Raw genomic sequence first — 20,828 nt, forward strand, 5'->3', positions numbered from 1 at the left:
CCGGATCGGTTCAGACAATCTAAAACCCAGTAATCAGATAGGCTTAGTGGAGTTAACGGCCCGGCAAAGCCGGTCGAAGGCCCGGACCTGGGCGTCTATCGTCATCGTGTGATCAATGGAGACCCGCACGTGTTCCTACCTCAGCCGGCGCAGTCCACCCTCGCCGTTCCCCCGCCCGGCGACGGTCCCGGCTTCTGGGCGGGCGCCCCGAGCGCCGTCGCCGCCGACGGGTTCGTCTACCTCGCCTACCGGCTGCGCCGCCCGCTCGGCGAAGGCCGGGGCTACGCGGTGGCGGTCGCCCGCTCGGCCGACGGCGAGCGGTTCGAGACCCTGCTCACCATCACCAAAGAGCAGATGCACACCGAGTCCCTGGAACGTCCCACCCTGGTACGGACTCCGTCCGGCCGCTGGCGGCTCTACCTCAGCTGCGCCACCTACGGCACCAAGCACTGGCGGGTGGAACTCCTGGAAGCCGACGATCCGGCCGGGTTCGACCCCGGGCAGACCCGGGTGGTCCTCCCCGGCGACCTGAAGACCGGCGTCAAGGACCCGGTCATCGTCCACCACGGCGGCGGCTGGCATCTGTGGGCGTCGTGCCATCCGCTGGAGATTCCCGCCGAGGCCGACCAGATGGTCACCGACTACGCGACCAGCTCCGACGGCGTCGCCTGGACCTGGCAGGGCACCGCCCTCGACCGCCGTCCCGGCCACTGGGACTCCCGCGGCGTCCGCGTCTCCGCCGTCCGCTTCACGCCCGAGGGCGTCACCGCCTACTACGACGGCCGCGCCTCCGCCCAGGAGAACTACGAGGAGCGCACCGGCGTCGCCACCGGCCCCGACCCGTCGACGCTCACCGCGGTCGGCACCGGCCCGCACGCGGCCTCCCCGTACGGCGGCCTGCGCTACCTGGACCTGGTGCCGCTCCCGGGCGGTGGAACGCGCCTTTACTACGAGTGGACCCGCCCCGACGGCGCCCACGAACTCCGCACCGAGCTCCGCACCGAGTTCCGGCCTTAGGTTCTGGGGCGGCCGTTGCGGGACTGGGACTGGCCGGTGGGGCGGGTGCCGACCAGGCCGCCGGAGCGCGGGCGGGGGCGGAGCCAGTCGGAGAAGTCCTCGCCGGTGGTGGCCTGGAGCAGGGCGACGTCCTGGGTGAAGTGGGGGAGGAGTTCGGCGCGCTGAGCCCAGGTGAGCGGGCGGCGGGGATGGGCCCGGTGCTGGAGCAGGCGGGTGAGCGGGGCGGTCAGGCGCTGCCCGGCCAGGCGGTCGGTGATGCGGACCAGGGCGGCCAGGAATCGCGTCCGGGGGGATTTCGCCGGCTGGGCGGTGACGTTCTCGCGGGGGATCGTGGTGAGCAGGTCCTGGTCGACGTCGAGGAAGGCGCAGATGCGGTTCAGGGTGGGGGCCGGGCGGTCCAGCAGGTCGCGGTAGCGGAAGACGAGGACCTGGTCGCGGGGGAAGAGGGTGTAGAGGTGGGCCAGCTGCTCGCCGTACCGGCCTAAGGCGAGGTAGTGCCAGAAGGGGGCCCAGCCCTCGCGGACGCGGCGGGGTTCCTCGGCGCAGGCGGCCAGGAAGTCGCCGACGGGTTCCAGGCCCGCGGACCAGAGGTGGGTCCAGTTGGAGTGGGCGCGTTCCACCGGGTCGCGCAGGATCACGATCAGCTTGGCCTGCGGGATGAGGGTGTGGATGCGGCGCTGGGCCGCGTAATCGTACAGGTAGAACGGGGTGGATTCGCCGTTCAGGGCGCCGGGGCGGAACAGGGCCTCGTAGTCGGGGCGCCGCCAGATGTGCTCGCGGTAGGTCTCGGCGTCGCCGGGGCCGCCCTTGGTCGGGGGCGGGCCGTCGGAGAGGAAGAACTTGGGTTCCTTGACCGCGGATAGGTGCAGCCGGGGGTGGCCGGCCAGGGCGGCGTGCAGGGCCGTGGTGGCGGCTTTGGGGGCGCCGATCACCAGGAAGTCGGGCAGCGGCAAGACAACCTCCTACTTTTCCTACAAACTTAGTTGGTAATAGTGCCTCCCGGAAGAGTTTTCTGGTTGCATGGGGGGTGGGGGCTGCCGCCGCTTTGCCCGGCGGCAGCCTTCTCGCCGGGCTAGCAGTAACCGAGCATCGTGGTGAGCGCGGACTTCTCGGCGCTCTGGAGCTTCAGCGCGTACTTGTACTTCACGGCGATCCAGGACTTGGCGTACGTGCACCAGAACGCGGTCCGGGAGGGCTTCCAGGCGGCCGGGTCCTTGTCACCCTTGGACTGGTTGACGTTGTCGGTGACGGCCCAGAGCTGAGGGCTGCTCAGTTCGTTGGCGAACTGCTGGCGCTTGGCGGTGGTCCAGGCGTTGGCGCCCGACTTCCAGGCCTCGGAGAGCGCCACCATGTGGTCGATGTCGACGTCGGAGGCCAGCGTCCAGGTGGCGCCGTCGTACGGGCTGTACCAGCTGCCGGAGGTGGCGGAGCAGCTGGAGTTGGTGACCACGCCGGAGCCGTCCCGCTTGAGCACGGTCTCCCGGGTGTCGCAGGAGCCCGAGATCGTGATCCAGTGCGGGAACAGGTCCCGGTTGTAGCTGGCCGCGTTGGCCTCGTTGGCGACGGTCAGCGCGGCGAGCTGCGAGGTGGCGGTCGCCGTCGACGGAATCCCCGGCGGCGTCGCCGAAGCCGGCGAACTGACGGCGAGGCTCAGGGCCAGGGTGGCGCATAACGCCGCGAACAGAGCGATGACTCGCTGCACGAGTCCCTCCTTCGGTCCGGCCCCGGCCAGGCGATTCCTGGACGGCCACGAGGCCGAACTACGAAGGACGGTGACATTAGCTACCAAGCCACGAAATATCAGGCTTTGACCATCCAGAAGTGGACTATTCGTGTGATCACGCCTGTTCTACGCTCGCGCAATGCGCTGATCTGCGGCGATGTCGCAACGTGACTTTGCAAGCCGTCCGAACTGGATGTGAAGTTCCTGTAAACGCGACCTGGCCGACCCCGCGGCCCGGGCGAAGCCGGTGCTGCGCTGGATTCACAGGTCGAGCCAGTAACCGCTCGGGGCGGTTTGCCAGAGATGCCAGAGGGCGCCGTCGTCGCCGCGTACGAAGATTTCCAGGCGGCCGTCCTGGTTGGCGGCGATGACCGGGCCTTCGGACACGCGCGGACCGGGGATGCTGAACCAGCTGCCCCAGCCGTTGTTGGGGGCCGTCTGCTCGATGATCGAGATCTGGTCGCCGGCGTTGCGGGCGCATACGGTGAGGCGGCCGTCCTTGTTGCGGGCGACGGCGGGTTGGATCGCGTGACCGCCGCGAGTGCCCCACCCGCTCCAGCTTCCGTCGGGTTTCTGCCAGATGTGGTGCAGGGATTTGTCGGGCCCGGTCCCGAAGACCTCCAGGCGACCATCGGCGTTGGTGCCGACCACGGGATTGATGATCTTTCCGCCAAGGGATTTCCAGGGATGCCAGCCGGGGCCGCTCGGATTCTGGGACAGCAGGTGGAGGGCGCCGTCGGTCCCGACCGCGAACACCTGGAGCCAGCCGGCCTTGTCCAGGGCAACCGTGATGGGCGGGCGGATCGTCCCCGCGTTGAGGGGTTCCCACGTGCCCCAGCCATTGCTGGGTTTGGTCTGGGCGACGTGGATGAGTGCCCCGCCGGGCGTACAGGCGAATACGTGCTGGCGGCCGCCGGGGGTGCGGATCGTGGTCGGAGAGTGGATGTTTCCGCCCAGGGTGCCCCAATGGCTCCAGCCGTTGTTGGGGCGGGTCTGCCAGATCGCGGCCAGGGAGTTGTCGCCGGTGACGGCGAACAGCTCCAGCCGGCCGTCCTGGTTGCGGCCGACGGCGAGCTGGCGGAGGACGTTCGCGCCGAGGGATCCCCACGCGCTCCAGACACTGTTGGGGGCGACCTGCCAGATCTGGTGGACTTCGCTGTCCATGCCGACGCCGAAGACCTCCAGCCGGCCGTCCAGATTGGCGCCGACCGTCGGCTCGTAAATCTCACCGCCGAGCGAGCGCCACGGCCAGCCGTACCGGGGTCCGTAGATCACCTGGGCGCCTTGGACGTCGTCGCGGGTCAGTTCCGCGGTGTCGTTGAGGGTGGCGTACATGACGGCTCGGGGATCGTCGGAGTGCCCCAAGCCGATGGCGTGTCCGAATTCATGGAGAGCGACACGGTTCAGCCTGTTTGAGGGCCATGAATCGTCCGGGTCGTACCTGCTGGTGACGGGTTTACCGCTGTCGGTTGGATACTGGGTACGTGCCAGAGCTTTGCCAGGACCATCCCATTTGAACCATGAGATCTGGATGAGGCCATCTTTCGGGATCTCGGTGAAGTCCAGTGGAATGACCGCCTGCCACCGATCGAAGGCGCCACGGAAAGCCAGGCGCTGCGCTTCTTCGCTGATCTTGGGGTTGAATTCGACGATGTTGTAGGTGATGTCATGGTGCTGCCACCCGGGAGGCTGCACGCTGTACCGAGCCGCTCTGGCCGCACCGACATCGGGGTTGCCGCAGCGAGGCCGGGCCATGAGGGCCAGGGTGGGCCCATCCACCTGTCCGGTGACGGGTAATCCCATCGCCTGCTGGTACTTGGTGACCGCGCTGGCCATCGTGTCGTCGTATCGGCTCGGGTTCGCCGGCGCGATGGGCACGGCCGCCCTGAACCCAGGGTATTGGGCCTGGATCTCAGCGTTGGGGAAGTACCCGTACTGCCTCAGGAACCCATACAAGGCCTGAACATCCGACCCTTGATCACCTTTTCTCAACATCTTTCCAGGAATTGCCGCCATGACACAGGACCTTTCGGTGAGAAGTGGTCCAAATTAGCCTCGCACGCGGCAGCGGAATTCCAAGTAGCTCACGGCATTCGATATCAGAACCGCAGGATGATGGATGCCATCACGGATCACGTCCAGGCGGGGATCATGGTGTCGGGATCGGCCCGCAGACCGCCGCCGCACACACCGCGTTCACCACGCCGACGATGATGACGGCCTCCCCGGCATCGTGGTCACGGACGACGATGGGGATGGCATCCCGGACTTCGTCGAAGACGTGGGGGAGAGAGAATGAGGAGCGCATTTCCCGTATGTGCCTGCCAGGGGGCCCTGACGTGATCACCTTCGAATTCACTCCGTCGGCTTCCGATGATTCATGGACTGACAAATGGAGCCCGCGTAGCAACGGCAGGAACGTGCCCCCGCAGGAGGTGGACCAGTACGGGTTCTTGTTCAACTGCTTTCACGTGGAAGTGGACCTGGCCATGGCGCAGTTGAGCATCCAGCGCAGGCGCCTCACTGTCCCGGTGGTCGACCTCATACTGATGTTTGAGCTGATCAGGAAATCATTGATCAGAGAAGGGTTCGTCGAGGCCGCGGCCTCAAGAAATCAGATCATGCTCGTCTGCCGACTTGTGGGGGAGCACGTGCTGGTCCAGGCCGAGGGTCAGTCCGGGGAAGCCCGGGTCTCGTTCACGGAGTTTCTCGAATTCCATCGGCTCGCCTCGATTCGGGCCATGTCGATGCTGTACGCCGCGCACCAGGAACTGCACCAGAATCCCTACCTGGCCCACGTGGAGGAGATCCTGGACGTGGTCGGTGTGGCCTGAACCCGCACGACAATTCAGCTCCGAGAAGGTTCTCGCTCTTCCGCGACGCTGACGGCCGATCGACGACTGGTCCGCCACGGGATTCCGGCGGGCCGGTCCCGCACGTCCAGCGAGGGTGCCATTGGTCATTCCGGCGGGTTCCTCGGGAACGGCGATGAGGCCGAGTACCGCGTCGGCTGCCATCAACGACCCGGATGCCACCGTCGCGGGTGAACCGCAGTGCATCGACTACGCCCGAATCCCTGGATCGATTTCGACGGGATCACCGTGGCCGCGACCAGGCCAGGGCCATCATCCGCAAGATCGTCAAGCGGGGCGGCGGCCTCTTGGCAGGATGAGTTGCTGGGCAGGGACGATCTCCCCAATCTGGTCGATAAACCACACTCCAGGCCAGAGGTGATGTATTGGCCCTTTGAGAGCGGCGTCGTTTTGAGACGCGGGTACCGCCGGTTGGGGTGGGCGTGATCCAATGCCCGGGAGCGGTTCTGGTCGTTAGTTGACCCGTTGCCTCATTCGTGGTGTTTGGGGTTTTGGGGCTGGGAGACAGCGGTGCTGGTGGGTGGTGTGCCCGGGAGTCCGTGCCGATTATGTGGAGGCGGTCAATTCGGTCAGGAGCCTGGCGAAGTTGGCCGGGAGGGCATGGATTTCGGCGGGGGAGAAACGGGTCACCCGGCCGGTGAAAGCGAGTTCGTATTCGTCGCCGCGGGGGGTGGCGGTCATCGCCAGGTCGAGGGTGGCGTCGTCGACCTCGTGGTCCCAGACCTGGGCGGTCAGGCCGTCCCAGTCGGCGGGGGGCTTGGGGTCCTCGCGGTGCACGAAGGACGCCTGGAAGACCGGGTGCACACCGGGGATGCGGGCGATCCCGGCCCGGGAGACGAGGGTGTCGAAGGGGATCTCGTTCGCCAGGGCGCCGGCGGCGGCCTCGCGGACGCGGGTGACCAGGGCGGGGAAGCTCTGCCCTGCCGGTTGCGCGACCCGGAGCGGGATCATGTTGACGAATGTGCCGACCACGGATTCGAGTTCGCGGCGGGTGCGGGAGGCGGACACGATGCCCACGGTGACGTCGCGGTGGCCGGTCATCCGCTGGAGCAGCACCACGTAGGCCGCGCACAGGGCGACGAACGGCGTGGTCGGCCCGCCGGCGACGCGGCGCAGGCGGTTGACGGCCTCCCGGTCGACCCTGACCATGGCGGTGGCTCCCGCGCGGGCGGCGGTCTCGGGCGGCTTGCCGCCGAACAGCGGCGGCGGCAGCGCGCGCAGGCGTTCGGTCCAGTACGGCAGGCGTTCCGGCAGCCGCCGGGCGCTGCGCTCGGCCGACCAGGCCGCGTAGTCGGCGTACTGCACGGCGGGCACGGCGGGCTGCGCGCCGGAGTAGAGCGCGGCGAGATCATCGGCCATGATCGCGAGCGAGCCGCCGTCGGCGGCGATGTGATGGCAGACCAGGAACAGCCGGTGCTCATCGGCGGAGATCCGGTAGAGGGTCAGCCGCAGCAGCGGCCCCGACGTCACCGGGAACCGCTCCGCGCTGGCCGCCCTGGCCATGGTGAGCGCGGCCGGCTCGCGCTCCCCGGCGGGCAGCCCGCTCAGGTCGACGAACTCGAACGGCGCGGGCAGGCCGGGCCGCACGCTCTGGTACGGCTCGCCGTCCGCCAGCGTGTAGATCGTGTGCAGCGCCTCGTGCCGGGCGACCAGCGCCGTGAAAGTCCCCGCCAGCCGGGCCAGGTCGAGCGGCCCGGTGAGGCGCACGCCGAGCGTGACGTTGGGCGCGGCGGTCGGGTCGGACTGCTGGGCGAGCCAGATTCGGCGCTGTTCGTGGGAGCACGCGAGCGGCGAGCCGTCCCGTGGGAGAGGGGTCACGCCCTGCGGAGCGGCTTTCCGGGCGAGCAGCTTGGCAACCAGTTCGCGTCGGCGATCGGCCTGCTCGGGCAGGGGCATCCTGGGCTCCGCTCTGATTCCGGGTACGGCAGAGAGGCTTGGGAGCGCTCCCAAATCAGCATAGAAGAAGCGGCCCGGGGCGCGTCAACCCCCAATTCGGTGCGAACTAAATATTCGCAGTTGAAGGCCGTATTTTCGGTGAAATTTTCTGAAATATGGATGATCTATTGACGCCACCACACGGTAATTCTAGCCTCAGAAAGCGTGGGAGCGTTCCCACGCCCCGCACGCTCCCCCTTCTGGCGGTGCGGCTTTTTCTGATGCCTGCCCTCTGGTTGCCTGACCACCGGCTTGGGAGACACGAGCGATGACCGAAACGACCGGAGTGCACCCGCGTACCGAGTTGGCGCTGCCGGACGTGCCGACGATCGTCGATCTCTTCGAGGATCAGGTCGCGGCAGGCCCCGACCGGGTCGCGGTGGTCGCGCGCGCCCGCACCCTGACCTACGCCGAGCTGAACGGGGCGGCTGACGCGGTGGCGGCGCGACTGCAGGCCGCCGGGATCGGTCCCGGGGAGCTGGTCGCGCTGTTCGCGGACCGTTCCGCGGAGATGCTGGCCGGGCTGCTGGGCGTGCTGAAGGCGGGCGCGGCCTACCTGCCGCTGGACCCCGGCTATCCGGCGGCCAGGATCGCGATGGTGCTGGCCGACTCGGGCGCGCGGGCCGTGCTCACCCTGAGCCACCTGCGCGACAGCCTGCCCGCGTTCACCGGCCCGGTGCTCACCCTCGACGAACCCCCCAAAGACACACAGGTCACGAAATATCCGCGCAAAAGGGCTGGCAGGGCGTATGTGCTTTACACGTCCGGCTCCACCGGCCGCCCCAAAGGCGTCGTCGTCCCGCACGGCGCGCTGCTCAACTTCCTCTGGTCGATGCGCGACATCCTGGACGCGGACTCCGGCCACGCCTGGCTCGCCCTCACCTCCCTTTCCTTCGATATTTCGGGACTTGAGCTGTACCTGCCGCTGATCACCGGCGGCCGGGTCGTCGTCGCCGACGGCGAGACCGCCCGGGACGGCGGCCGGCTCCGCGACCTGATCACCCAGCAGGGCGTCACCCATGTCCAGGCCACCCCCTCCGGCTGGCGCGTCCTCCTGGACGCGGGCTTCGCCGGAGGCGTCGTCGGCCTGGTCGGCGGCGAGGCCCTCCCCGTCGCCCTCGCCAGAACCCTCGCCGACCGCTGCGCCCGCCTGATCAACGTGTACGGCCCCACCGAGACCACGATCTGGTCCACCTCCTGGGAGGTCCCCCCGGGCACCGCGTCGGTCAGCATCGGCACCCCCATCGGCAACACCCACGTCCACATCGCCGACGACCGGCTGCACCCCGCCGACGAGGGCGAACTCCTGATCGGCGGCGTCGGCGTGGCCGACGGCTACCTCGGCCGCCCCGCCCTGACCGCGGAACGCTTCGTCCCCGACCCGTACGGCGAGCCGGGCGCCCGCCTCTACCGCACCGGCGACACCGTACGCCGCCGCGACGACGGCACGCTCGACTTCCTCGGCCGCTCCGACAACCAGGTCAAACTCCGCGGCCACCGGATCGAGCTGGGCGAGATCGAAACCGTCCTGGAGGAGCTCCCCGGCGTCCGGCAGGCGATCGTCACCGTGCACAAGGAGATCCTCGTCGCCTACGTCGTCGGCGCGGACACCGATCCCAGGGACGCGCTGGCCGAGCGGCTGCCGCCGTACATGGTGCCGTCGGTCGTGGTGCCGATGGCGGCGATGCCGCTGACCCCGAACGGCAAGGTGGACCGGCTGGCGCTGCCCGCGCCGGTGACCGCGGCCGGGGAGATCGAGCCGCGCACCGAGTCGGAGCGGGTGGTGGCCGAGGCGTTCGCCGAGGTGCTCGGCCTGGACCGGGTCGGCGCGGAGGCGGACTTCTTCGCGGTCGGCGGGCACTCGCTGCTGGCCACGAAGGTGACGGCCCGGCTGACCCGGCGGCTCGGCGTGGAGATCCCGGTCCGGGAGCTGTTCGCGGCCCCGACCGTGGCCGGGCTGGCCGCGATCCTGGACGGCCTGGACACCGTGTCGGTGCCGCTGGAGCCGCGCCCGCCCGGCACGCCGGTGCTGCTGTCGCCGGCCCAGGAGCGGCTGTGGTTCCTGCACCGTTTCGACCCGGGCGACGCCTCCTACAACATGCACCTGACCCGGCTGCTGCGCGGCCCGCTCGACGTCGCCGCGCTCACGGCCGCGCTGGCCGCCGCGCTCGCCCGGCACGAGGCGCTGCGCACCCGCTTCCCCGACGTGGACGGCCGCCCGGTCGCGGTGATCGAGGAGCCGGGCGAGGTCGTCGTCGAACAGCTGGCGGCGGCCACCGAGGCGGACGCGCGTGCGCTGCTGTCGGCCCGGGTGAACGCGCCGTTCGACCTGGCGGCCGCCCCGCCGGTGCGGATCTCGCTGGTCCGGCTGGCCTCCGGCGACCACGTGCTCTGCGTGGTGTTCCACGCCGTCGCCGGCGACGAGTGGTCGCTGGACGTGCTGGTGGAGGACCTGGCCGACCCGCGCAGGGAGCCGCCGGTGGTGCAGCACGGCGACGTGGTCGCCTGGCAGCACGGCCGGGAGGCGCTGGGCGCCGGCGCGGACGCGCTCGCGCACTGGCGGGAACGCCTGGCCGGCCTGCCGGTCCTGAACCTGGCCACCGACCGGCCGCGCCCGCCGGTGGCGTCCCGGCGCGGCCACGCGGTCCGGGTTCGGGTTCCGGTGGCTCCGCTGGAGCAGCTGGCGCAGCGGCACGGCACGACGTTGTTCAGCGTGCTGCTCGCCGCGTACCAGGCGGTGCTGTCGGCGGAGACCGGCCAGCACGACTTCGCGGTCGGCGCGCCCACGGCGGGCCGGGGCCGGGTCGAGCTGGAGCCGGTGATCGGTCATCTCGGGAATGTGCTGGTCCTGCGCGCCGACCTGTCCGGAGACCCTTCGTACGGGGATCTGCTCGCGCGGGCCCGGTCGACCGTGCTGGCGGCGATGGCGCACGAGGAGATCCCGGTCGAACGCCTGCTCGCCGACCTGGAGCTGGCCAGGGACACTGGCCAGACGCCGCTCTACCAGACCGTTCTCGCGCTGGACACGAGGCCGGAGCCTGTCGAGGTGGCGGGCGCGTCCTGCGTGCCGTTCGACCTGGATCACGTCCCCGCCCGCTTCGACCTGACTTTGGACGCGTGGCGGACCGCCGAGGCGCTGTCGCTGGTGTTCACCTACGACGCGGCCCTGTTCGACGAGGCCAGGATCGAAGCCCTGGCGGCCAGGTTCACCGCCCTGCTGGACGCCGTACACGCCGAACCGGACCGCCCGCTCGCCGACCTGCTGTTCCCGGGCGTCACGCTCGGCGGCGCGGCCTGGCGGGCCGAAGGGCTGGCCGCGCTCCCGGGCGTCCGCGCCGAGACCGTCGCCGCCCCGCGGACCGGACGCCCGCCCGCCAACCCCGCGGAACGCCTCATCGCCCGCGTGTTCGGCGAGGTCGTCGGCGTCGACGGGGTCGCCGCGGACGACGACTTCTTCGCGCTCGGCGGCAGATCCCTGCTGGCCCCCCGCGCCGCCGCCCTGCTCGCCAAGGCGTTCGGCGTCCCGGTCCCGGTCCGGGTGCTGTTCGCCCACCCCACCGTGGCCGGCCTGGCCACCGCGATCGGCGCCGACCCCGGCGTGATCCCGCTCGAACCCCGCCCCGAGGGCGCCCCCGTGCCGCTGTCGGCGGCCCAGGAGCGGCTGTGGTTCATGGACCACTTCACGCCTGGTGACGCCTCCAGCAACATGTACCTGGCCCGGCGTCTGTACGGCCCCATCGACCGGGACCGCTTCGCCGCCGCCTTCACCGCCCTGACGGCCCGGCACGAATCGCTGCGCACCCGCTTCCCGGCCGAGGACGGCCGCCCCACCGTGGTCATCGACCCGCCGGGCGAGGTCGCGATCGAGTGGGCGGAGCTGACCGACCGGGAGGCGCGCGCGTTCTGCGCCGAGCGCGTCAACGTCCCGTTCGACCTGGCCGCCGCCCCGCCGATCCGGGTGTCGCTGCTCCGGCTCGGCGCCGAGGACCATGTGATCTGCGTGGCGATGCATCACATCATCGCCGACGGCTGGTCGGTCAACGTGATGTTCACCGAGCTGGCCGCCCTGTACGAGGGCATCGCCCTGCCGCCGCTGCCCGTCCAGGCCGGCGACGTGTCGATCTGGCAGCTCCGGCGGGAGGCCCTCGACGAGGGCGAGGCCGCGCTGGCGCACTGGAAGGAGAAGCTGGCCGGGGTCCCGGTGCTGGAACTGCCGCTGGACCGGCCGCGCCCGCTCGAAATGCTGAGGGTGGGCGCGGTGCACGACCAGCATGTGCCCAGCGACCTGGTGGCGGGGCTTGAGTCGGCCGGGCGGGAGAGCGGCGTCACGCTGTTCATGGTGCTGCTGGCCGCCTACCAGGCGCTGCTGGCCCGGCACACCGGCAGGATGGACTTCGCCGTCGGTTCGCCGACGGCGGCCCGGGGCCGGGTCGAGCTGGAGTCGGTGATCGGGTATCTGGCGCACACGCTGGTGCTGCGCGCCGACCTGTCCGGCGATCCGCCCTTCCGCGAGCTGCTGCGCCGGACCTGGGCGACGGTCGTGGACGCGCTGGCCCATCAGGAGATCCCGGTCGAACGGCTCAAGTCCGTCCTGGGCGTACGCCGGGATCTCGGGCAGACCGCCCTGTTCCAGACCATGCTGATCCTGCACAGCCAGACGGCTGAGGGCAACATGCCGGCCACGTTCGCGGGGCTGCGGCACGAGCCGTACAACGCGGGCGCCATCAAGACCGCGTTCGACCTGACGCTGACCGCCTGGCCAGCGCCGGACGGGCTCAACCTGGTCTTCGACTACGACGCGGCGCTGTTCGACGCGCGTACCGTCGAGCGGCTGGCGTCGCGGCTGGTCGAGTGCCTGTACGACATCGCCGCCGACCCGGCCACCCGCCTGTCGATGTTGTCGATGCGCACGCTGGAGGACGACGCCGAGCTGACGGCCTGGTCGCGCGGCCCGGAGTTCGCGCCGCCCGCGCCGACCATGCTCAGCCTGTTCGAGAGCCAGGACCGGGACCGGATCGCCGTCGACGGCCTGACCTATGGCGAACTCGACGAGGAGGCGCGGCGGCTGGCCGTCCGGCTGCGCGGGCTCGGCGTCGGGCGCGGGGACGTCGTCGGCGTGCTGGCCGAACGGTCGGTGGCGTCGCTGACCGGCCTGCTGGCGGTGATGAAGGCGGGCGCGGCCTACCTGCCGCTCGACCCCGCCTACCCGGCGGCCCGGATCGGGTTCGTCCTCGACGACGCCAAGCCGCGCGCGCTGCTCACCGACGGCACCGGCGAGGTGACCTGGGACGGCCCGGTCATCCGCCTCGGCGACGGGGAACTCGACGCCGATATCCTTCCCGAGGACTTCGCGCGGGCCGGCTCCGCGAACTTCCACTTCCCGGAACTCGACGCCGGAATCCGGCCCGAGGACCCGGCCTATGTGCTGTACACCTCCGGCTCGACCGGCCGCCCGAAGGGCGTCGTCGTCCCGCATCGCGCGCTCGTCAACTTCCTGACCTCGATGCGCGACCTGCTCGGCGCGGGCCCGGACGACGTCTGGCTCGCCCTCACCTCACTTTCCTTCGACATTTCCGGACTTGAGCTTTATCTGCCGCTGATCACCGGCGGGCGCGCCGTGATGGCCGACAGCGCGCTCGACGGCGAACGGCTCGGCCGCCTGATCACCGAACAGGGCGTCACCCACATCCAGGCCACCCCCTCCGGCTGGCGCGTCCTTCTCGACGCGGGTTTCGCCGGTGGTGTCGTCGGGCTGGTCGGCGGCGAGGCCCTTCCCTCCGGCCTCGCCCGCGACCTGCGCGCCCGCGTCGCTCGCCTGGTCAACGTGTACGGCCCGACCGAGACCACCATCTGGTCCACCGCCTGGGAAGTCCCCGAGAACCCCGCCGAGATCACCATCGGCCGCCCGATCGGCAACACCACGGTCGCCGTGGTCGACGACCAGCTCCGGCCGGTCCCGCCGCGCGCCCCCGGCGAACTCGTCATCGGCGGCCTCGGCCTGGCCCACGGCTACCTCGGCCGTCCCGGCCTCACCGCGGAACGCTTCGTCCCCGGACCCGGCGGCACCCGCCTCTACCGCACCGGCGACCTGGTCCGCTGGCGCTGGGACGGCACCCTCGAATTCCTCGGCCGCAACGACGACCAGGTCAAGGTCCGCGGCCACCGGATCGAGCCCGGCGAGATCGAATCCGTGCTGGAGAGCCTCCCGGGGGTGACCAGGGCGGCGGTCACCGTGCGAGCGGACAACCTCGTCGCGTACGTGGTCGGCGACACCGCCGGACTCCGCGAGCAGCTGCTCGAACGACTCCCCGCCTCACACCTTCCGAGCCAGTACGTCCGCCTGGACACGCTCCCGCTCACCCCCAACGGCAAACTCGACCGCCTTGCTCTGCCCGACCCGGAACCTCTCCGCGAAGAGGCGTTCGTCGCCCCCAGAACCGACGCGGAGGCGCTGGTCGCCGACGTGTGGAGCGAGCTGCTCGGGCTGGAGGGCGTCGGCGCGTTCGACGACTTCTTCCTGCTCGGCGGCCACTCGCTGCTCGCCATCCGGGTGGCCGCCCGGCTCAAGGCGGTGGTCGGCGTGGACGTGCCGATCCGCGCCATGTTCACCCACACCACCGTCGCCGACCTCGCGGCGACCGTCGAGGACATCCTGCTCGCCGAGCTGGACGACCTGTCCGACGAGGAAGCCCTGCGCCTCATGGAGGCTCCGTGACCAGTACTCCCGACCTCTCGCTGGCCAAGCAGGCCCTGCTCAAGCAGCGCCTGCGACGCCGTACGGCGTCGGCCTCGATCACCCCCCGCCCGCCCGGCACGGTGCCCCCGCTGTCGCACGCCCAGGAACGCCTGTGGTTCCTGGAGCAGTACCGCCCCGGGACCGCCTCCTACCTCGTCCCGTTCGCGGTCTGGCTGGACGGCCCGGTCGACGTCGAGGACCTGCGGAACGCCCTGGTCAAAGTCACCGAACGGCACGAGACGCTGCGCACCTGCTTCGCCACCTCCGAGGACGGCCTGCCGTCCGTGGTGATCTCCGACGAGCCGGTCGTCGACCTGACCGTCCTCACGGCGGACACGCCTGAGCAGGCCAGGGAGCTCATCTCCGCCGACCTGGCCCGGCCGTTCGACCTGGCCCGAGGGCCGCTGCTACGCACCACGCTGGTCCGGGTCGGCCCCGACCAGCACGTGATCCAGCTGGCCGCCCATCACGCCATCACCGACGGCTGGTCCGGCGACGTCCTCCTCGGCGACCTGCTCACCGCCCTCGACGGCCGCCCGCTCACCCCACTCCCGGTCCAGTACGGAGATTTCGCCGCCTACCAGCGCGAACGCACCGGAACCCCCGCCTACCAGGCCGACGTCACCTACTGGCGGGAGCAACTCGCCCGGGTGCCGCCGCTGGAGCTGCCCACCGACTTCCCGCGCCCCGCCGAGCAGGGCTCCGCCGGATCGGGCCACGGCTTCTTCGTCGACGCACGCCTCGAAGCCGCCATCGGCGCGCTGGCGACGGCGCACGGGGCGACGCCGTACATGACCTTCATGGCGGCGCTGCAGGTGCTGCTGGCCAGGTGGTCCGGGCAGGACGAGTTCGCGGTCGGCAGCCCCGTCAGCGGGCGCGGCCTGCCCGAGCTGGACGGCCTGGTCGGGATGTTCGTCAACACCCTGGCGATCCGGGCCGACCTGGACGGCGACCCCACCTTCACCGAGCTGCTCGGCCGGGTCAAGGAGACCGCCCTGGACGCGTTCTCGCACCAGGAGCTGCCCTTCGACCAGCTGGTCAACGAGCTCAACGTGGAACGCGACGTGAGCCGGACGCCGATCTTCCAGGTCATGTTCGCGCTGCAGAACTACGCCACGGGACCCGCCTCCGCGCCCGGCCCGGTCCAGGTGACCGGTTTCTCCGCCGACGTCCGGGTCAGCCGGTTCGACCTCGCCTTCTACCTGTACGAGGGCTTCGAGGGCATGGGCGGCGCGATCATCTACAGCACCGACCTGTTCACCGAGGACACGGTGGCCAGGATGGCGCTCTCGCTGGACGCGCTGCTCCGCTCGATCGTCGCCAACCCGGACGCCCGCGTCTCCGAGCTGGATCTGCTGCCCCCCGGCGAGCACGAGCGCGTGCTCGCCCTCGGCGTCTCCGAGCCGGCCGTGCCGCTCGATCGCGACCTGCTGCACGACCTGGTCACCGCCGCCGCGGAACGCACCCCGGACGCGCCCGCCGTGGTGTTCGGCCCGGACACGCTGACCTTCCGCGAACTGGACAAGCGCGCCAACCGGCTCGCGCATCGCCTCCGCGACCAGGGTGTACGGCCGGGGGACCGGGTGGCGGTCTGCCTGGAGCAGTCGGCCGAACTGGCGGTGGCCATCGTCGGTGTGCTCAAATCCGGCGCGGCCTATGTGCCGATCGATCCGGAGCTGCCGGCCGAGCGGGTGGGCTACATGGTGGCCGACGCCGGGATCCGGATCGCGGTGACCACCGAGGAGTTGCTGCCGGCCGGGCTCGCCCCGGTGTACGTGGACGACCAGGACGGCCCCGACACGCCCGTGCACAGCGGGGTCGGGCCCGCCGACCTGGCGTACGTGATCTTCACGTCGGGCACCACCGGGCGGCCGAAGGGCGTCGCCGTCCAGCACCGCGAGGTCCTGGTCTACCTGGCCGGCGTGCACGAGCGGTTCCAGGTCGAACCCGGTTCGTCGTTCGCGCTGCTCCAGTCGCTGGCGTTCGACTTCGGCGTGACGGTGTTCTACCTGTCGCTGATGACGGGCGGCTGCCTGCACCTGCTGCCGTCCCGGACCGCCGCCCCCGACTTGAGCGAATATTTCCGGTTACGTCCGGCCGATTATCTCAAGATCACGCCTTCGCATCTCGCGGCGCTGCTTTCCGAGGCCGAGCCCGCCGAGATCCTGCCGCGCAAGCTCCTCATTCTCGGCGGCGAGGCCGCCCCCGCCGAATGGGCCGCCGACCTGGCCACCCGGGTCCGCGTCGTCAACCACTACGGCCCCACCGAGGCCACCGTCGGCGTCACCACCCACGAGGTCACGACGGTCACCGGCCTGCTGCCCATCGGACGCCCTTTGGGCGGCGCCCAGGTCCGGCTTCTCGACGCGCACGGCCGCCCGGTGCCGATCGGCGTCCCCGGTGAGATCAACCTCGGCGGCGAACGCCTCGCGCGCGGGTACCTCGGCCGTCCGGGGTTGACAGCGGAGAAATTCGTCCCGGACCCGTATGGGCCTCCTGGTGCGCGTATGTATCGCACCGGCGACCTCGGCCGCTGGCTTCCCTCCGGCGACCTGCAGTTCCTCGGCCGCCGCGACCTCCAGGTCAAGGTCCGTGGCTACCGGGTCGAGCTCGGCGAGATCGAGACCGTCCTCGCCACTTACCCCGGCGTCGCGCAGGCCGTCGTCGATCTGCGCGGCCAGCGCCTGGTGGCCTTCCTGGTCGGTGAGGAGACCGGCGAGCTGCGCGCCTGGCTGAAGGAACGCCTGCCGGACTACATGGTTCCCGCCCGTTACGTCTGGCTGGACCGCCTCCCGCTCAAGTCGCACGGCAAGGTCGATCGCGCCGCCCTGCCCGACCCGGCTGCCGGCCCCGACCTGGGTGCCGAGTTCACCGACCCCGCCACCCCCATCGAGGAGACCGTCGCCGCCATCTGGGCCGCCGTGCTCGGCCTGGAGCGGGTCAGCGTGCTGGACGACTTCTTCGACCTGGGCGGCCACTCGCTGCTGGCCATGCAGGTCGTCGCCCGCCTCCGCAAGGCCGGGCACACGGCGACCCTGCTGGACCTGTTCAAGCACCCGACCGTGCGCGAACTCGCCCACTTGCTCGACCCCGACACGGTCAAGGGCCCCGACCGGCTGCTGCACCGTCTCACGCCCGCCCGGACGACCACCGCCACGATCGTCTGCGCGCCCTACGGCGGCGGCAGCGCGGTCATCTACAAGCCCCTCGCCGACGTGATGCCGGCCGACTGGGCGCTCTACTCGCTGGCCGTACCGGGAAACGAGCTGGGCGAGGAACCCAAGCCGGTCGACGAGGTGGCCGCCGCGTACGCCCAGGAGATCCTGGACAACGTCACCGGCCCGGTCGTCATGTACGGCCACTGCGGTCACGGCGTGATGGTCACCACCAAGGCCGCCCGCATCCTGGAACAGGCGGGCAGGCCCGCCGAGGCCATCTACCTGGGCGGCGTCTTCCCGTTCGCCCGTCCTCGCGGCCCGATGGCCAGGTTCGCCAGCTGGATGGACGAACTGGGCGGTGACCAGGGCAGGATCAACCAGCTCAGCGCGTCCGGGCTCGACGTCTCCGAGTTCGACCAGGCTGAGCTCGAACTGATCGTCCGCAACCGCCGTACCGGCACCCGCGAGGCGGAGCGGTACTTCACCCAGATCTTCGAGCAGGAGCTGACCCCGCTGCGCTCCCCGGTCATCGCCGTGGTCGGCGAGCGTGACCCCGCGGTGGAGTACTACCAGGAGCGCTACCGCGAATGGCACTGCGTCGCCGACGTCGCCGCCTGCGTCGTCCTCGACGAAGCCGCCCACTACTTCGTGAAATATCGGGCGGAGGAACTGGCGGACATCGTCACCGGCACCCACCGCGCCGTCCTCGACGAGGACACCGCGCACCTCGAACGCACCACCGGCGACGAGACCTGGTGGCTCCAGGGCGTCTCCCGCCGGGGCGCGGAACAGAGCGTGCAGATCGGCCCCAAGCCCAGCATGCGCCGCTTCGCCGCCCTGGCCGCCGGCCAGCTGGTCTCGATCACCGGCTCCGCGCTCACCGAGTTCGCCCTGCCGCTATGGATCCTGCTCACCACCGGCTCCCTCGGCAACTTCGCCCTCTTCTCGGTGCTGGCCCTGCTGCCCGGCATGCTGGTCGCCCCCCTCGCCGGCACGATCGTGGACCGGTTCGACCGCCGCAAGGTCATCCTGTTCAGCGACATCGCCGCCGGCAGTACCCAGCTCGTCCTGGGCATCCTGACGTGGACTGGGAACCTCCAGGTCTGGCACGTCTATCCACTCCTGATCAGCCTGTCGATCGCGCTCACCTTCCAGCGCATCGCGTACGGGTCCTCGATCCCGCAGCTGGTCCCGAAACGTTTCCTCGGGCACGCCAACGGCCTGATGGGCATGGTCAACGGCGTCGCCATGCTGGTGGTCCCGCTGATCGCGGCCGGCCTGATGGCCGTCATCGGCCTGGGCGGCATCCTGATCATCGACGTGGTCAGCTACACCGTCGCCATCATCACCGTCCTGCTGGTCCGGTTCCCCAAGACGATGGCCTGGCAGCGCCGTGAAACGGTGCTCACCGAGATGGTCAACGGCTTCAAGTACTCCTGGGGCCACCTCGGCATCCGCCGCATGCTCCTGTTCTTCGCCGTGGTCAACCTGTTCATGTCACCGCTGTTCCTGCTCATCTCGCCCTTGGTGCTGTCCTTCGCCGAACTCGGCGACGTCGGCCGGGTGACGTTCTTCGGCGGGCTCGGCGTGTTCCTGGGCGGCTTGATCATGACCATCTGGGGCGGACCGAAGCGCCTGCGCCTGCGCGGTCAGCTCTGGTCGACGGTGGCCCTGTCCGCCTCCGCGATCGTGGTCGGCGCCCACGAGCACCTGGCGGTCATCTCGGCCGGCGTGTTCGGCATGTTCCTGTCACTGACCGTCCTGAACGGCATCTACGCCACGATCATCCAGGTCAAGGTCCCCCAGCGATTCCACGGCCGGGTGTTCGCACTCAACCAACTGGTCGCCTTCTCCACCCTGCCCCTCGGCTACGGCCTGGTCGCCCCGTACGGAACAGCGCTGTTCGAGCCGATGTTCGCCCCCGGCGGCCTCCTCGCCGACACGATCGGCACAGTGATCGGCACCGGCGAGGGCCGCGGCATCGCCTTCATGTACGTCCTATTCGCCCTGATCATGGCCTTCGCCGTGTTTGTGGCGCGATGGAGCAAGGGCCTGTGGCGCTTCGACGAACTGGTCCCCGACGCACTACCCGACGACGTGATCGGCTTCGAAAGCCTGAAGAACCGATCATTCACGAAAAAGAAGGAGAAAGTGTGAGCGAGTATCTGGTCGTACTGAACGACGAGGAGCAGTACTCGATCTGGGCCGCCGACCGACCGGTCCCGGACGGCTGGCGAGCAGAGGGCTTCTCAGGCGAGAAGGAGGCCTGCCTATCCCACATCGAAGAGGTCTGGACCGACATGCGCCCCCTCAGCGCCCGCCACTGACCGGGGTTCGTTCCCCAAAGCGGGTTCCCCATATGAGAGCCCCTGACCAGTTCAGATATGGCCAGGGGCTCTCCGGACAATGCCTCGGTCTTGCTAAGGGGCGCTCATGCCGCCTTGATCGCGGTCGCGAAGACGTCGGCCGCGCTCGCCATTTGTTCGCTGATCACATGGGCGGACACCCGGGACTCGGTCCAGGGCGGTGCCACCGACAGATCCGAGGAAAGCCTCCATACCCAGGCGAAGCAGGGGTTGTGGCTGAGTTCCACCAGGTAGTCTCGACGCTATGACTGCGGAGCCACTGCACACCGCCGGAGACGATCCGGCAGAGATCTTGCGTGCTTTGCTTGCGAAGTGGCATGAGCAGTTTATGAGCGAGTATCACGCGGCGCTGGACGCGGCGCGTGAGGTGTGGCGATTCAAGCAGCTCCGGGAAGTTCTCCACCGATGGCGGCTTCACGCGGTCGCTGTATCCAACCCGGACTTCGACCGTGCTGAGCAGGATGTGCGTAACGGTCGGCGGGAGGGGTTCGTCTCTATGGACGACGCTTTCCCAGGCTGGGCCGACCGCCAGTGAGCCACCGCGTGGAACTCCATCCGGCAGCGCTCGAGCAGATGAAGGGGCTTCCAAGCCAGGCATTCGATGCCTTGCTCTCTAGGACTGTTGATCTTCTGGAGGAGCCGTGGGACGCGCGGTACCTTTACCCGGGCGAGTCCGAGTATCGACAGACGACGTTCGGCGACGCCGGGATCATGTACTTCAAGGTTGACGAGGCCCAAACGGCTGATCACGATCTTCAACGTGACGTGGGCGGGATGACACCGACGGTGACAGCAATATCAGCCGCGAAAGGCACACACCGGCAGCTGTCCAGCACCCTCTGACCTGGGTAACTAGGTCCTGGCCAGGGTGTTGCTCCGCCTGAGCGGCGGTCGTTCTTGTCTTGAAGGCCGGGAATCCCTTGACCAGGTGTCTGCCCCTGCCTTTGAACAGAAGGTCTGGGTTCGATTCCCCAAGGCGGCTCCGCAGGTCAAAGGCCCATTGCGATCACCGTAATGGGC

12 protein-coding genes are annotated in these 20,828 nt (G+C 69.9%); 7 read left to right on the plus strand and 5 right to left on the minus strand.

Translation table 11 applies throughout. The features are described from left to right. The first annotated feature begins 108 nt into the window (after nt 1-108). Nucleotides 109-1,017 (plus strand): hypothetical protein, encoded by a 909-nt coding sequence (locus Acor_RS04530; protein WP_155335222.1) that lies wholly within the window; start codon nt 109-111, stop codon nt 1,015-1,017. Here the strand turns inward: Acor_RS04530 and Acor_RS04535 are convergent. The 4 genes from Acor_RS04535 to Acor_RS04550 form a co-directional block, all read right to left on the minus strand. After that, the gene (locus tag Acor_RS04535) at nt 1,014-1,970 is read right to left on the minus strand and encodes a sulfotransferase family protein (protein WP_155335223.1); all 957 of its coding nucleotides are present in this window, start codon (nt 1,968-1,970) and stop codon (nt 1,014-1,016) included. The two genes, Acor_RS04530 and Acor_RS04535, sit on opposite strands and share 4 nt — an antisense overlap. A gap of 119 nt (nt 1,971-2,089) precedes the next feature. After that, on the minus strand, nt 2,090-2,719 hold the full coding sequence (locus Acor_RS04540) for a GmrSD restriction endonuclease domain-containing protein (RefSeq protein ID WP_155335224.1): 630 nt from the start codon (nt 2,717-2,719) through the stop codon (nt 2,090-2,092). A 282-nt stretch (nt 2,720-3,001) separates the two neighbouring features. Continuing rightward, nucleotides 3,002-4,756 (minus strand): DUF8189 domain-containing protein, encoded by a 1,755-nt coding sequence (locus Acor_RS04545; RefSeq protein ID WP_155335225.1) that lies wholly within the window; start codon nt 4,754-4,756, stop codon nt 3,002-3,004. A 133-nt stretch (nt 4,757-4,889) separates the two neighbouring features. Continuing rightward, nucleotides 4,890-5,048, minus strand: coding sequence for a hypothetical protein (locus Acor_RS04550; protein WP_155335226.1), 159 nt, complete (start codon nt 5,046-5,048; stop codon nt 4,890-4,892). A gap of 112 nt (nt 5,049-5,160) precedes the next feature. Between Acor_RS04550 and Acor_RS04555 the strand changes: the two genes are divergently transcribed. After that, complete coding sequence (locus Acor_RS04555; protein ID WP_155335227.1) at nt 5,161-5,574, plus strand: hypothetical protein; 414 nt, start codon at nt 5,161-5,163, stop codon at nt 5,572-5,574. A gap of 585 nt (nt 5,575-6,159) precedes the next feature. Here Acor_RS04555 and Acor_RS04560 read toward each other — a convergent pair. Continuing rightward, nucleotides 6,160-7,509: a condensation domain-containing protein gene (locus tag Acor_RS04560; RefSeq protein ID WP_155335228.1), complete on the minus strand. Its 1,350-nt coding sequence runs from the start codon at nt 7,507-7,509 to the stop codon at nt 6,160-6,162. 307 nt (nt 7,510-7,816) lie between these two features. Between Acor_RS04560 and Acor_RS04565 the strand changes: the two genes are divergently transcribed. The 5 genes from Acor_RS04565 (at nt 7,817) to Acor_RS04585 (ending at nt 20,651) form a co-directional block, all read left to right on the plus strand. Next, entirely contained in the window at nt 7,817-14,263 is a 6,447-nt protein-coding gene (locus tag Acor_RS04565; RefSeq protein WP_155335229.1) for a non-ribosomal peptide synthetase, read from the plus strand. Further along, nucleotides 14,260-19,599, plus strand: coding sequence for a non-ribosomal peptide synthetase/MFS transporter (locus Acor_RS04570; RefSeq protein WP_155335230.1), 5,340 nt, complete (start codon nt 14,260-14,262; stop codon nt 19,597-19,599). The genes Acor_RS04565 and Acor_RS04570 overlap by 4 nt, the downstream gene beginning before the upstream one ends. Then, nucleotides 19,596-19,769 (plus strand): MbtH family protein, encoded by a 174-nt coding sequence (locus Acor_RS44005; RefSeq protein WP_246238422.1) that lies wholly within the window; start codon nt 19,596-19,598, stop codon nt 19,767-19,769. The genes Acor_RS04570 and Acor_RS44005 overlap by 4 nt, the downstream gene beginning before the upstream one ends. Nucleotides 19,770-20,052: 283 nt before the next feature. After that, entirely contained in the window at nt 20,053-20,343 is a 291-nt protein-coding gene (locus Acor_RS04580) for a DUF6247 family protein (RefSeq protein WP_155335232.1), read from the plus strand. Nucleotides 20,344-20,351: 8 nt separating this feature from the next. Further along, entirely contained in the window at nt 20,352-20,651 is a 300-nt protein-coding gene (locus Acor_RS04585; RefSeq protein WP_155335233.1) for a hypothetical protein, read from the plus strand. Nucleotides 20,652-20,828: the final 177 nt, after the last annotated feature.

The sequence above is a fragment of the Acrocarpospora corrugata genome (assembly GCF_009687845.1).
Lineage (GTDB): Bacteria > Actinomycetota > Actinomycetes > Streptosporangiales > Streptosporangiaceae > Acrocarpospora > Acrocarpospora corrugata.

Coding starts and splice junctions, on each gene's coding strand:
- Acor_RS04560 (WP_155335228.1), bottom strand. CDS start 7,509: ATGCCCCTGCCCGAGCAGGCCGATCGCCGACGCGAACTGGTTGCCAAG.
- Acor_RS04580 (WP_155335232.1), top strand. CDS start 20,053: ATGACTGCGGAGCCACTGCACACCGCCGGAGACGATCCGGCAGAGATC.
- Acor_RS04550 (WP_155335226.1), bottom strand. CDS start 5,048: ATGCGCTCCTCATTCTCTCTCCCCCACGTCTTCGACGAAGTCCGGGAT.
- Acor_RS04545 (WP_155335225.1), bottom strand. CDS start 4,756: ATGGCGGCAATTCCTGGAAAGATGTTGAGAAAAGGTGATCAAGGGTCG.
- Acor_RS04565 (WP_155335229.1), top strand. CDS start 7,817: ATGACCGAAACGACCGGAGTGCACCCGCGTACCGAGTTGGCGCTGCCG.